General features: G+C 69.4%; 14 protein-coding genes. 10 read left to right on the forward strand and 4 right to left on the reverse strand.

Features of this window, described 5'->3' with window-relative positions; all coding sequences use genetic code 11:
* Positions 1-191: 191 nt before the first annotated feature.
* Entirely contained in the window at positions 192-1,457 is a 1,266-nt protein-coding gene (locus FHS42_RS22390) for a D-arabinono-1,4-lactone oxidase (protein ID WP_184574912.1), read from the reverse strand.
* Between the two features lie 13 nt (positions 1,458-1,470).
* Positions 1,471-2,826, reverse strand: coding sequence for an MFS transporter (locus tag FHS42_RS22395; RefSeq protein WP_184574680.1), 1,356 nt, complete (start codon positions 2,824-2,826; stop codon positions 1,471-1,473).
* Between the two features lie 112 nt (positions 2,827-2,938).
* On the opposite strand from FHS42_RS22395, the gene FHS42_RS22400 reads away from it, so the two are divergent.
* Together FHS42_RS22400 and FHS42_RS22405 are read left to right on the forward strand one after the other, a co-directional pair.
* The gene (locus FHS42_RS22400; RefSeq protein WP_184574682.1) at positions 2,939-4,144 is read left to right on the forward strand and encodes a ferrochelatase; all 1,206 of its coding nucleotides are present in this window, start codon (positions 2,939-2,941) and stop codon (positions 4,142-4,144) included.
* Between the two features lie 124 nt (positions 4,145-4,268).
* Positions 4,269-5,081, forward strand: coding sequence for an inositol monophosphatase family protein (locus FHS42_RS22405; RefSeq protein WP_184574684.1), 813 nt, complete (start codon positions 4,269-4,271; stop codon positions 5,079-5,081).
* A 268-nt stretch (positions 5,082-5,349) separates the two neighbouring features.
* Here FHS42_RS22405 and FHS42_RS22410 read toward each other — a convergent pair whose 3' ends face one another.
* Positions 5,350-5,523 carry a hypothetical protein gene (locus FHS42_RS22410; protein WP_184574686.1) on the reverse strand — a complete coding sequence of 58 codons (174 nt, stop codon included), beginning with the start codon at positions 5,521-5,523 and terminating at the stop codon, positions 5,350-5,352.
* Positions 5,524-6,011: 488 nt separating this feature from the next.
* Between FHS42_RS22410 and FHS42_RS22415 the strand changes: the two genes are divergently transcribed.
* The 4 genes from FHS42_RS22415 to FHS42_RS22430 all read left to right on the forward strand — a co-directional run bounded on the left by FHS42_RS22415 (position 6,012) and on the right by FHS42_RS22430 (position 9,617).
* The gene (locus FHS42_RS22415; RefSeq protein WP_184574688.1) at positions 6,012-6,665 is read left to right on the forward strand and encodes a response regulator transcription factor; all 654 of its coding nucleotides are present in this window, start codon (positions 6,012-6,014) and stop codon (positions 6,663-6,665) included.
* Positions 6,666-6,671: 6 nt separating this feature from the next.
* Positions 6,672-7,919, forward strand: coding sequence for a sensor histidine kinase (locus tag FHS42_RS22420; RefSeq protein WP_184574690.1), 1,248 nt, complete (start codon positions 6,672-6,674; stop codon positions 7,917-7,919).
* A 455-nt stretch (positions 7,920-8,374) separates the two neighbouring features.
* Positions 8,375-8,674 (forward strand): DUF4193 domain-containing protein, encoded by a 300-nt coding sequence (locus FHS42_RS22425; protein ID WP_184574692.1) that lies wholly within the window; start codon positions 8,375-8,377, stop codon positions 8,672-8,674.
* 64 nt (positions 8,675-8,738) lie between these two features.
* Complete coding sequence (locus tag FHS42_RS22430; protein ID WP_246495240.1) at positions 8,739-9,617, forward strand: EcsC family protein; 879 nt, start codon at positions 8,739-8,741, stop codon at positions 9,615-9,617.
* A gap of 104 nt (positions 9,618-9,721) precedes the next feature.
* Here the strand turns inward: FHS42_RS22430 and FHS42_RS22435 are convergent, their stop codons facing one another.
* A complete protein-coding gene (locus FHS42_RS22435) occupies positions 9,722-10,168 on the reverse strand; it encodes a DUF3093 domain-containing protein (RefSeq protein ID WP_184574694.1) in 447 nt (148 codons plus the stop codon).
* Between the two features lie 59 nt (positions 10,169-10,227).
* Between FHS42_RS22435 and FHS42_RS22440 the strand changes: the two genes are divergently transcribed.
* The 4 genes from FHS42_RS22440 to kdpF all read left to right on the forward strand — a co-directional run bounded on the left by FHS42_RS22440 (position 10,228) and on the right by kdpF (position 12,526).
* Entirely contained in the window at positions 10,228-10,812 is a 585-nt protein-coding gene (locus FHS42_RS22440; RefSeq protein WP_184574696.1) for a PaaI family thioesterase, read from the forward strand.
* On the forward strand, positions 10,809-11,324 hold the full coding sequence (dut, locus tag FHS42_RS22445) for a dUTP diphosphatase (RefSeq protein WP_184574698.1): 516 nt from the start codon (positions 10,809-10,811) through the stop codon (positions 11,322-11,324). The genes FHS42_RS22440 and dut overlap by 4 nt, the downstream gene beginning before the upstream one ends.
* 1 nt (position 11,325) lies before the next feature.
* Positions 11,326-12,093: a DUF3710 domain-containing protein gene (locus FHS42_RS22450; protein WP_184574700.1), complete on the forward strand. Its 768-nt coding sequence runs from the start codon at positions 11,326-11,328 to the stop codon at positions 12,091-12,093.
* A 343-nt stretch (positions 12,094-12,436) separates the two neighbouring features.
* A complete protein-coding gene (kdpF, locus tag FHS42_RS22455; RefSeq protein ID WP_184574702.1) occupies positions 12,437-12,526 on the forward strand; it encodes a K(+)-transporting ATPase subunit F in 90 nt (29 codons plus the stop codon).
* Positions 12,527-12,529 lie beyond the last annotated feature (3 nt).

Consider the following 12,529-nt stretch of genomic DNA (forward strand, 5'->3'; position numbering starts at 1 on the left):
AAGGGTGGCCGCACGCACCCCCCAAACCCAGTCAACGCACCCCAAGCGCCGTGCGCGATCACCTCAGCCCGCGGACGCGGCCGGCGCCGAGCCCCGGCATCGGCCGCGCCCGCGAGGCCGGCCGGCCGTGCCCGTAGGACCAGCCGACCACCTCCGCAGGACATGCGCGGCGCAGTCGCGCGGGCCCGTGTTCAGTCGCCGAGCACCCGGCGTAGATACGCGTTGCCGAAGACGCGGTCCGGGTCGAGCCGGTCGCGGAGTGCGGTGAACTCGGCGAAGCGCGGATACACATCGGACAGATACGACGCGTCCCGACTGTGCAGCTTGCCCCAGTGGGGCCGGCCGCCGTGCGCCGTCATGATCTGCTCGACCGCGGTGAAGTACGACTCGTACGGCGTGCCCCGATACATATGCACCGCGATGTACGCCGTCTCGCGCCCGAAGGAGGTGGACAGCGGTATGTCGTCGGCGGGCGCGGTGCGCACCTCGACCGGGAAGCTGACCCGCAACCGTGAGCGTTCGATCATCGCCCGCAGTGCGCGCAGCGCCTCGATGGCAGCCTCGCGCGGCACCGCGTACTCCGACTCGACGAACCGCACTCGGCGCGGGCTGGTGAACACCTTGTACGGAATGTCCGTGTACGTACGGGCGGACAGCGCGCGACTGGAGACCTGGGCGATAGCGGGAATCGCCGCGGGAATGGCCCTGCCGAGGGAACACGCCGCTTGAAAGAGGCCGTTGGAGACCAGTTCGTCGTCCACCCAACCGCTGATCCGGCCAGCCGGGGCGAGGGGACCCGCGCTGCGGTTATTGCGTTTGGTGAGACAACTGCCGGTGTGGGGGAACCAGTAGAACTCGAAGTGCTCGTTGTCGGCCACCAACTGGTCGAACTCGTCGGTGACCCGGTCGAATGGCATGGGTTCCTCGCGGGCGGTGAGCAAGAACTGCGGCTCTGCCGCGAAGGTGAGGGCCGTAACGACGCCGAGCGCACCGAGCCCGACCCGGGCCGCGGCGAAGACATCGGGGTGCTCGGTGGCCGAGCAGTGCAGTGTCGAGCCATCGGCTGTCACCAGTTCCAGGCCGGTGAGCTGCGCCGACAGGGAGGCGGATGACCGGCCTGTGCCGTGGGTGCCGGTGCTGATGGCCCCGGCGGCCGTCTGCTCCATGATGTCGCCCATGTTGGTCAGCGACAGGCCGTGCGCGGCCAGCGTCGCGTTCACCCGTTTGAGCGAGGTGCCGGCACCTACGGTCACCGTCCCGGCCTCGGTGTCCAGGGCGTGCACCCCGGTGAGGCGTTCTGGTCGGATGAGCAGCCCATCGGTGGCGGCGGCCGTGGTGAACGAGTGCCCCGTGCCCACCGCCTTGACGGCCAGTCCCGCATCGGCAGCCGACCGCACCGCCGCGGCGACCTCCGCCGTCGTGGCCGGGGAGCGGGTGCGCGCGGGGTGAGCGGTCACATTGCCTGCCCAGTTACGCCACGGGCTGCTGCTCTCGCCCGTCCTCTTCTCGTCCGTCTTCCTCCCGGCCGCACGCCTCTCGGCCGCACGCCTCTCGGCCGTCCCCCTTGCCCTGCGGCGCGCTGTCGCCCTGGCCATCCGTATCCGCCCCTCCCTGTGCTCGCGGTGTGCAGTCCGCATGCTGTGCTGCCGGTGTGACCCGGTGATAGCCCAAAAGCGCGAGGACCACCGCGGTCGCTCCCGCGATGGCCGGAACCGCGTACGCGGCCTCGGCCCCCGCCGCATCCACCACCCGCCCCGAGGCGAACGCGCCGAGCGCTATGCCCGTCGCTATTCCGGTGCTCGCCCAGGTCATGCCCTCGGTCAACTTGGTGCGCGGCACGTGCTCTTGGACCAGGGACATGATGGTCACGCCCGTTGGCGCGATGGCAAGGCCCGCGATGAACAACGCGCAGGTGAGGGCCGTCAGGTTCGACACGAACTGGAGCGGGATCATGCTCGCGGCCATCGCACACACCCCAAGGAGCCAGCGGCGCGCCGGCGGCCCCGTCAGATGCATCAGCCCGAACACGGCGCCCGCCAAGCACGAGCCCGCCGCGTACGTCGCCAGGATCAGGCTCGCTGCCGACTTGTGGCCCTGCTCCTCGGCGAAGGCCACCGTGACCACGTCCACCGAACTGAAGATCGTCCCGGCGAACACGCCGGTGACCACCAGGATGCGCAGCCCGGGGGAGCGCAACGCCGATCCCTTGGGGTGCCTTTCGTCGCGCGGCTGCGGCACCGGCTCGGTGGCCCGCTGTGCGGTGAGCCAGAACACCCCCGTAGCCAGGAAACCCGCCGCCATCAGCGGACCCGCCTCCGGGAACCAGGTGGTGGATAGGCCAATCGAGATGATCGGGCCGACGATGAAGCAGATCTCGTCCACGACCGACTCGAAGGAGTACGCGGTGTGCAGGCGGCGTGGCTCGGAGCGGTAGATGTTGGCCCAGCGCGACCTGATCATGGAGCCAAGGCTGGGCACACAGCCGCCGCAGGCGGCGCACACGAACATCAGCCAGTCCGGCCAGCCACGACGCGCGCACAGCAGCAGCCCCGAGATCGCGGTGAGCGAGACCAGCACCGCGGGTCGCAGCATCCGGCGCTGGCCATGCAGATCCACGAGCCGGGAGAGCTGCGGGCCGATCACAGCCCCCGACAACGCCAGCGTCGCGGCGAGCGCCCCGGCCAACCCGTATCGCCCAGTGATCTCCGAAATCATTGTCACGACGCCGATGGTCATCATCGCCACCGGCATGCGGCCGAGGAAGCCCGCAGCGCAGAAGCCCGCGGCGCCGGGGGCGGCGAAGATTTCGCGGTAGGGATTGGGCACGAGGCGCGCTCCGCCGGTAAGGGACGTACGTGGTCGGTACAGATTACGGCTCATCGCGCCACGACGCAGGGGTATTTCCCGGCCGTCGGACCCGGGTGGCAGGATCGATCACATGTCAGTCGAGCAACCGCCTGCGCACTCTGTTCCTGCTGGTGCCGCCGTTCCTGCCGCCCCTGCTGGCCCTTCGGCCGCCCCGTACGACGCCTTGCTGCTGCTGTCCTTCGGCGGTCCAGAGGGCCCGGACGATGTGGTGCCCTTCTTGGAGAACGTGACGCGCGGCCGGGGCATCCCCCGCGAGCGGCTCAAGGAGGTCGGCCAGCACTACTTCCTGTTCGACGGAGTCAGCCCGATCAACGAGCAAAACCGCAGCCTGCTGCGGGCACTGCGCGATGACTTTGCTCAGCACGGTGTGGACCTGCCGATCTACTGGGGCAACCGGAACTGGGCGCCGTATCTCACGGACACCCTGCGCGAGCTGGTAGGCGATGGCCACCGCCGGGTCCTGACGCTGGCCACCAGCGCCTACGCCTCGTACTCGGGCTGCCGCCAGTACCGCGAGAACCTCGCCGACTCGCTCGCCGCACTCGCGGCCGAGGGCCTTCAGCCGCCGCAGGTGGACAAGCTCAGGCACTACTTCAACCACCCCGGGTTCATCGAGCCGATGATCGATGCCACGCTCACGGCGCTGGCCGAGCTGCCCACTGACGTCCGCGCCGGGGCGCAGCTGGCGTTCACCACCCACTCGATCCCCACGGCCGCCGCCGACACATCGGGCCCGGTTGCGGCACACACCAGCGAGGGGCAGGGCGGTGCGTATGTGGCGCAGCACCTGGACGTCGCGCGGGTGATCGTGGACGCGGTGCGCGAGCGGACGGGGGTGGAGCACCCGTGGCGGCTGGTGTACCAGTCGCGCAGCGGCGCCCCACACATCCCCTGGCTTGAGCCCGACATCTGCGAGCACCTGGAGGAGCTGCACGGCGCGGGCGTGCCCGCCGCTGTCATGGTCCCCATCGGGTTCGTCTCGGACCACATGGAGGTCAAGTACGACCTCGACACGGAGGCCCGCGCCAAGGCCGCCGAACTGGGGCTGCCGGTGACCAGGGCGGCCACCGTCGGCGCCGATCCGCGCTTTGCCGCGGCGGTGCGGGACCTGGTCGTCGAGCGGGCCGCCACCGAACGGTTCGCCGCCGCGCCGGCGCCGGCCGCAGCCCCGCCCGAGCGGTGCGCGCTGGGCGCGCTTGGCCCCAGCCATGACGTCTGCCCGGTCGGCTGCTGCCCGGCGCGCACTCCGCGGCCCGCCGCCGCGGGAGCGCAGTGATCCGGCGGAACTCCAGCCCCTGCCGGAGGGGAGCGTAGTGAGCCGCCGGCGCCCGCGATGACGTGCGCAGGATGCGTTGCCACGACCGAAGAACACCGTTGTCCACCCAGTAGCGAGGAGCACCGTGAACGACCAGCCGACCGGCGAGCTGAAGGCCGAACTCCTGACCGTCGCCCTGGAGGCGGCCCGTAGAGCCGGCGTGCTGCTACGTGAGCGCCGCCCCGCCGACTTGGGGGTGGCCGCCACGAAGACCAGCCCCATCGACGTCGTCACCGAGATGGACATCGCCGCGGAACAGTTGATCACCGACTTCATTAGCGAGCGGCGGCCCGATGACGGGCTGCTCGGCGAGGAGGGTGCCAGTAGCCGCGGCACCAGCGGCGTGCGGTGGGTGATCGACCCGATCGACGGCACCGTGAACTACCTCTACGGCCTGCCGTCCTGGTCCGTCAGCATCGCCGCCGAGGTGCACGGACAGACCGTGGTCGGTGTCGTGGAGGTGCCGATGCGGGGCGAAACCTTTCGAGCCGTCCGCGAAGCGGGCGCCTACCTCGATGACCAGCTGATACGCATCCGCCCCGCACCCGTCTTCGAGCAGTCCCTGATCGGCACTGGCTTCAGCTACCTCACCGAGCGCAAGGTGGCCCAGGCGGAGGTGCTTAAGACCCTGCTGCCGCAGGTGCGCGACATCCGGCGCGGCGGCTCCGCCGCCATCGACCTGTGCGATGTGGCCTGCGGGCGGCTCGATGGCTACTACGAGCGGGGTCTCAACCCCTGGGACTACGCGGCGGGCGACCTCATCGCCCGCGAGGCAGGGGCCTACACGGGGGGCCGCCCCGGCGCTCCGCTCTCCTGTGACCTGGCCATAGCCGCCACTCCCGGCCTTTTCGACCTCCTCCAGGCCCGCCTGGAGGCCCTGGGCGCCTGGCACGACTAGCCCCCGCGGACCACGGCTAGCCCCCCGCGGGCCCCGAGCCCGCTGAAGGGGTCCGCCGGGCGGGGCCAGCCGTGCTGAGCCGGGGCGTGTGTGTAGGGGGCGGTGTGGGGCGCGTACCGGCCATGACGCGTATCGGGCGGGTGGGTGCGCACGGGGCCGCGCGGGTGCGTACGAGGCGAAAAGCCGTGCCCCAGGCACAGACCGACAACGCCCCGGCACCGAGCGGTACCAGGGCGGCTGTGCGGCGAACGGTGAGCGGAGGTCCGAATCAGGCGGTGGCGGCGGTGAGCTGGACGCCATGTTCGGCGGCCAGTCGGCGGAGGTCGTCCAGTTCCGCCTGCTCCACCTCGACAAGGAAGTCGTCGCCCGACTCACGGGCGCGGCTCAGGTCGGTCTCGGTGGCCTCTATGCGCTGCATAAGTCCTGCGGTGAACGCGTCCATGGTGCGCCCCCTCGTCGTGGGTCGGCTCGGTGGCACGGGGGTGTGCCCTGGAGGGTCCCCCGCCCGATAGCGGGAGGACGATCACGTGTGCGATCACCGAATGCGGCAAAAGGTGATCTGGTGCCTTAATCAAGGCGTGATCGCGGGTGTGCAGTCGTCTTCCCCACCCCTCCGCACCGAGAAACCTCCCCTTCGCCAAGAAATCTGCGCGGCCCGGCGCGCCCCCCGCCGCGCGGCCGACCACCTGTGCGTCCGCTGTCAGGCAGCCCTCTTACCGCCGGTTTATCGGGCTTCGGGGCAGGATGGAGACGCTCACCGGGCAGGTGTGCTGCGCGCCGCCTCCAGCAGGCGACCGCGGAGCGAGCGCTGGGCAAGCATCGGATGAACACCGAGCGAGCGCCGAGCGAATGCCGATCAAGCGCTGAGCGAACCACAGTTGAGCCCGTGAGGGCCTGCCGCCCATGAGGGCGTAGGGAAAGGACAGCACCGTGCGTGTACTCGTCGTCGAGGACGAGCAGCTTCTTGCAGACGCGGTGGCCACCGGGCTGCGTCGAGAGGCCATGGCCGTCGATGTCGTCTACGACGGTGCCGCCGCATTGGAGCGGATCGCGGTCAACGACTACGACGTAGTGGTACTCGACCGCGACCTGCCGCTGGTGCACGGCGACGAGGTGTGCCGCAAGCTCGTTGATCTCGGACTGCCCACCCGGGTGTTGATGCTCACCGCCTCCGGTGATGTCAGCGATCGAGTGGCGGGCCTGGAGATCGGGGCCGACGACTACCTCCCCAAGCCGTTTGCCTTCAGCGAGCTCATCGCCCGGGTGCGGGCGCTGGGCCGGCGTACGACGGTGGCCCTGCCGCCGGTTTTGGAACGCGCCGGGATCAAGCTCGACCCCAACCGCCGCGAGGTCTTCCGCGACGGCCAGGAGATCCAGCTCGCGCCGAAGGAGTTCGCCGTGTTGGAGGTGCTGCTGCGCAGCGAGGGCGCCGTAGTTTCGGCGGAGCAACTGTTGGAGAAGGCGTGGGACGAGAACACCGATCCCTTCACCAACGTCGTCCGGGTGACGGTCATGACATTGCGTCGCAAACTGGGTGAACCTGCCGTGATCGTGACCGTACCCGGCTCCGGATACCGGATCTGACCGGGCATGGCCTCGACTCCCCCCTCCACCCCGCCGCGCCCCGCCGCGCCACCCAAGCCGCACTGGGCCCCATCGGAACTGGGACGTCCGCTTCCCTGGCTGCGCCCGACCATTCGGATACGGCTCACCCTGCTGTACGGCGGGATGTTCCTGATGGCCGGAATCTTGCTGCTGTCGATCATCTACCTCCTGGCGGCCGACGCCCTGCACAAGGGCAATGAACTACCGGTCCAGATCATCAAGGCCGACTACCGCGCCACCAGCGACCTCTGCCAGCTGCCCCCGCGCGGCAGCAGCGCGGAGTTCAACCAGGCCATGGCGGACTGCATGCAGCGGCAGCGAGAAATGGCGCTTGACGGCCTGCTGCGTCGATCCCTGCTCACCCTGCTGGGCCTGACCGTCGTCGCCTTCGCCTTTGGATACGCGATGGCGGGGCGGGTCCTGTCGCCGCTGGGTCGGATCACCCGTACGGCCCGACAGGTGGCCGGTTCTGATCTGTCCCGGCGCATTGAGTTGGGCGGCCCCGACGATGAGCTCAAGGAGCTCTCAGACACCTTTGACGAGATGCTGGAGCGGCTGGATCGGGCCTTCACCGCTCAGCAACGGTTCGTCGCCAACGCCTCGCACGAGCTGCGCACACCGCTGGCGATCAACCGCACTCTCCTTGAGGTGCAGCTCTCGGACCCGGACGCCTCACCCGACCTCACCCAGCTCGGAAAGACGCTGCTCGCCACCAACGAGCGCAGTGAGCAACTGGTGGAGGGGTTGTTGCTGCTCGCCCGCAGCGACAACGAGATCGTGGACCGCAAGCCGGTGGACCTGGCCGAGGTGGCCGGCCAGGCGGTCGATCAGGTACGCACCGAGGCGCAGGCCAAGGGCGTGGAGCTGCGAGGCGCCAGGGAGCCCGCCGTCGTCCAGGGCAACGGGGTGCTCTTGGAGCGGGTCGCGCTGAACCTCGCGCAGAACGCCGTGCGCTACAACACCCCCGACGGCTGGGTGGAGGTCAGTACCGAGTTGCAGCGCGGCGAGGCGGTGCTTGTGGTGTCGAACACGGGCCCGGTGATTCCCGCGTACGAGGTGGACAACATCTTCGAGCCGTTCCGCAGGCTCAGGACCGAGCGCACCGGCAGCGACAAGGGCGTTGGTCTTGGCTTGTCGATCGTGCGCTCGGTGGTGCGCGCGCACGGCGGACGGATCGCGGCCAGGCCCCGTGAGGGCGGTGGCATGGTGATACAGGTCTCGTTCCCGGTGTGATCGGCGCTGCTGCGGTAGCGAGTGATCGCGCACCGTCGCACCCTCCAATCACTCCCGCACCACTCCTGAACCAGCCCCGACTTTATGTTCGCTTTTAGTGGAATTATCCTGACTCATGGAGATCCTTCACCATGTGTTTTCGATCACATAGGCGAATTTTTAGTCACCTACTCTCCGTGGTCGCCAAGACCGGTAGAAAGCCGGGAAAATCCGGGTTTCCGGGGGTCCCGATCACGGGAAGTACCGATGAGGGTGCGTGTGAACCACCCCTCGTGCATCGTGTACCGTCCCACCGCCATCCAACCTGATCACCTCTTCAGGGGGCCGGTTGGGTGTCGATTGAGTAACAGACCTTGATGTGAGGCAAAATCTCCGCCTCAGGTCGGGCACAAGTCCGGCCTCTCACGCGTTACGTGCGCTGGAGACACCGCAGAGACCCAGAGGGGGAGAGCGACATGGCAACGGACTACGACACCCCACGTAAGACCGACGATGACGTCAACGAGGACAGCATCGAAGAGCTGAAGGCTCGCCGAAACGACAAGTCAGCGTCCACGGTCGATGTGGACGAGTTCGAGCAGGCGGAGGGCCTTGAACTGCCCGGCGCCGATCTTTCGAACGAGGAATTGTCGGTGCGCGTGCTGCCCCGGCAAGCAGATGAGTTCACCTGCATGAACTGCTTCCTCGTGCACCACAGGAGCCAGCTGGCCGCCGAGAAGAACGGCCAGCCGGTCTGCCGCGACTGCGCGGCTTGAGGACGGTTCCCTCACCGTGCGGAACGTTTCCCAGCGGGATGACGCGAACGTCGAGCGGGGCCGGATGGCCTCGCTCGCGGCCGTCGTCAGCCGCGGAGCAAAGACCGCGGGCACCGGGGTCCAGTGGACCGGTCGGGGCGTACGTGCGGGCCTGACCGCCGTCGCCGACCGGATCATCGCGGGCGCGCCCCGCATCCCAATCCGGGACCTCGCGACGCTGCGGGCCCAGTTCCCGGGACATGGCCCCGAGGAGATCGCGGACAAGCTTGTCGCCGGAGCCGCCGGCGGCACATCGACCGTGGGCGCGGGCGTGGGCGCCGCCGCGATGCTGCCTGTTCCGCCCGCCATGCCGGCGGAGCTCGCCGCCGAGATCGTCGGCGTCGCCTCCATAGAGTTCAAGCTCATCGCCGAGCTGCACGAGGTCTACGGCCTGCGTGCGCCCGGCACCCTGCGCCAGCGCACCACGGCCTATCTGACCGCCTGGACCCAGGAACGGGGCATCGATGTCGTCAAGCCCGCCAGCTTGAACGCAGCCCTGAGCGGGCCCGTCAAGCGCGAGCTACGCCAGCGCATCGTGAAGCGGACCTTCCGCAACCTGCCCAACCTGGCGCCGTTCATGATCGGCGCCGTGGTCGGGGCGATGATGAACCGGCGGGATACGAAAAAGCTCGCGGACAAGATCCGCAAGGACCTCCGGGCGCGCCAGGTCCCCTGGGACCAGCTCCCCGCCCCGGAGCCGGTCGTAGGCGAGCTGCCGCCCGCCACCGAGGCCACCGGCCCCGCGGGAGAGCTCCCGCCGGCCACCGGACGGCTCACGGACGTACCTGACGACACACTGGACGACGTACCCGACGACCTACACGACGGGCCGCACGACCTACCCGGCGTGTCCCACGACGTGCCGCCACGCTCCCGACGTCGCCGATTGCGCCGCCGGCGCTAACTTCCCGTACGCCGGGCTCGCGCCGCCTAGGCGCGCCCTCTCGCGCCCGCGCGAGAGGGCGCGAGAAGAAGTCCTCGCTTGGGCGCGTACCGCCGCTGGGCAGCTCAGCTGGCGCGTACCGCCGTGATGGCTGCGGCCAGCTTCTCCGGGCGCCGTGTGGAGAGGTAGACATACGGCGTCGGATCGGCGGGGTCGATGACCTCGATCCGCAGCGCCGTGGGGATGTAGCTGCGAAGCAGCATGAACGCCCGGGGGTCCGCCTTGGGGCCGCGCCAGGCGGCGGCCTCGACGGCGTCCAGGACGTGCGCCTCGCCCAGCGCCTCCACCGGGATCTTCGCGTCCCCAGCGACCAGCGAACCCGCCACCACGCGAATGCGTACCGAGCCGTACGAGCTGATCGCGACGCTGGCCAGCGCTGAGAAGCCGAGCAACCCGCCGAGCATGGCCAGCGGGCCGAACGGCAGCAGGATCAACGCCCCGGCGACACCGGTCAGGGCGGCCGTGAACCACCAGAAACGGGGCGCGGTCAGGCGTTCTTCGTAGGGCTGCATGGTTTCCAGCTTGGCACGGGGGAGTCCGCCGCCCACCGGCGCGGGTAAGGTCTGCACCCGTGAATGTACGAACGACATCGCTGACGCCTCCGGCCGGTGCCATAGCGCCGGTACGGCATCCCGACGCGCCCGCGCCCGGAGAGTTGCTCGGAGCGCACTACGACCAGTGCTTCGGCTGCGGCGAGGCCCAGCCGCACGGCCTGCACCTGGCGACGCGGGCGGGCGAGGGCGTCAGCGTCACCGCACGGTTCACCGTCAAGGCGGCTCACCAGGGAGCCCCGGGGCTTGCGCATGGCGGAGTGTTGGCCGCGGCCCTGGACGAGACGATGGGCGCGCTCGGCTGGCTGCTGCGGGTGATCGCGGTGACCGGGCGGCTGGAGACGGACTTCGTACGCCCGGTGCCGGTCGATACCGATCTGTACTTGGATGCCCATGTGGTGGCGGTGCGCGGTCGCAAAATCTATTCCACGGCGACCGGTCGGATCGGCGGGCCCGATGGGCCGGTCGCCGTTCGTGCGGACGCACTTTTCATCGAGGTGAAGGTGGACCACTTCATCGCGAACGGCCGGCCGGAAGAGATCAATGCGGCCCTCTCCGACCCGGACCAGGTCAAGGTCGCTCGTGCCTTTGAGGTGAATCCGTGAGCCGTGAGCCCGTTGATGTACTGATCCGGCGGGTGGACCCGTCGGTTCCGCTTCCCGCTTATGGGCATCCCGGTGACGCCGGTGCGGACCTGGTCACCACCGAGGCGGCCGAACTCGCCCCCGGCGAACGGGCGGTGCTGCCCACCGGGGTGTCCATCGCCCTGCCGGACGGGTACGCGGCCTTCGTGCACCCTCGCTCGGGCCTCGCCGCCCGCTGTGGTGTCGCTTTGGTGAATGCCCCAGGGACGGTTGATGCCGGGTACCGTGGGGAGATCAAGGTGATCGTGGTCAATCTGGACCCGCGCGAGAGTGTGCGGTTCGAACGGTTCGACCGGGTCGCCCAGCTCATCGTCCAACAGGTCGAGAAGGTGCGCTTCCACGAGGTGACGCAGCTTCCCGGTTCGGTGCGTGCCGATGGGGGCTTCGGGTCCACGGGAGGCCATGCCGCGGTGGGCGGCCAATCGGGTGGGAATGGATACGCTTCGGTCGGTGCCGACCGGGAAGGACAGTGACGTGTTCGGACGTCGTCGCAAGCGCAGTGAGGACGCCGTCGATCAGATCGACGAGGGCGTGGCCGCCGAGGAGTTGGCCGAGGCCGAGGACGCGGCCGACGCAGCGGACCAGGTGAACCTGCCGCCCGCGCCGCGTCCCGACGGGCCGTGGGACTCCACCGAGGTCGGCAACCCCGGTGAGGGCCGAGTGGATCTCGGTGGCCTGTTCGTGCCCGGAGTCGAGGGCATGGAGCTGCGGGTCGAGGTCGCCGGGGAGTCGATCGTCGCCGCGACCGTGGTGCTGCGGGACAGCGCGGTGCAGCTCCAGGGGTTCGCCGCCCCCAAGAACGAGGGCATTTGGCGCGAGGTGCGCGAGGAGATCGCGGGCGGCATCACCCAGCAGGGCGGTGTCGTGGACGAGATCGAGGGCCCGCTCGGCTGGGAGTTGCGCGCCCAGGTCCCCGTACAACTGCCCGATGGCACCAATGGAGTGCAGCTCGTTCGGTTCATCGGCGTGGATGGGCCTCGCTGGTTCCTGCGCGGCGTGATCTCGGGCCAGGGCGCGGTCCAGCCGGAGGCGGCCGGGCTCCTTGAGCAGATCTTCCAGGACACCGTGGTCGTACGCGGTGACTCGCCGATGGCCCCGCGGGACCCGATCGTCCTCAAGCTGCCCGAGGACGCCCAGATGGTCGCCGAGGGCGGCGTGCAGCAAGATGAGGTGGAAGGCTCGCGGTTCGCGGGTGGCGTTGACCGCCTCCAGCGCGGCCCCGAGATCACCGAGATCCGCTGACGCCCCTAGGCGCGGCGCCATAAACGCCCCGCGAAGGTCCCTTGCCGGGTCCTGAGCTGGCTGGAAAGCGACCTTAGCGGTAGGCCCCACTCCGTTCTACGGAGTGGGGCCTACCGCTTTTCCGCAGGTCCTGGCCGGGTCCGTATGGAACCCATCAATGCGGAGTACATGTCCGTATAGGACCCGTCAACGGGCGGCTTAATGCCCTGCCCAGGGGGTTTGCTCAAGAGGTCCGTTCAGTTCCGAACCTCTAGGAGCTCACGATGGCCGACCTGGCCTTCGTCGTCACCACGATCGCGGTTTTCGCGCTGGTGGCACTCGTTGCCAAGGGGGTGACGAAGCTGTGACCGCCGAAAACCTCATCGGCCTTGTCGTGGCCGTCGCCCTCCTTGGCTACCTGATCCTCGCCCTTGTCTTCCCGGAGAGGTTCTGAACT

It is taken from the genome of Streptomyces zagrosensis (genome assembly GCF_014203645.1).
Taxonomy (GTDB): domain Bacteria; phylum Actinomycetota; class Actinomycetes; order Streptomycetales; family Streptomycetaceae; genus Streptomyces; species Streptomyces zagrosensis.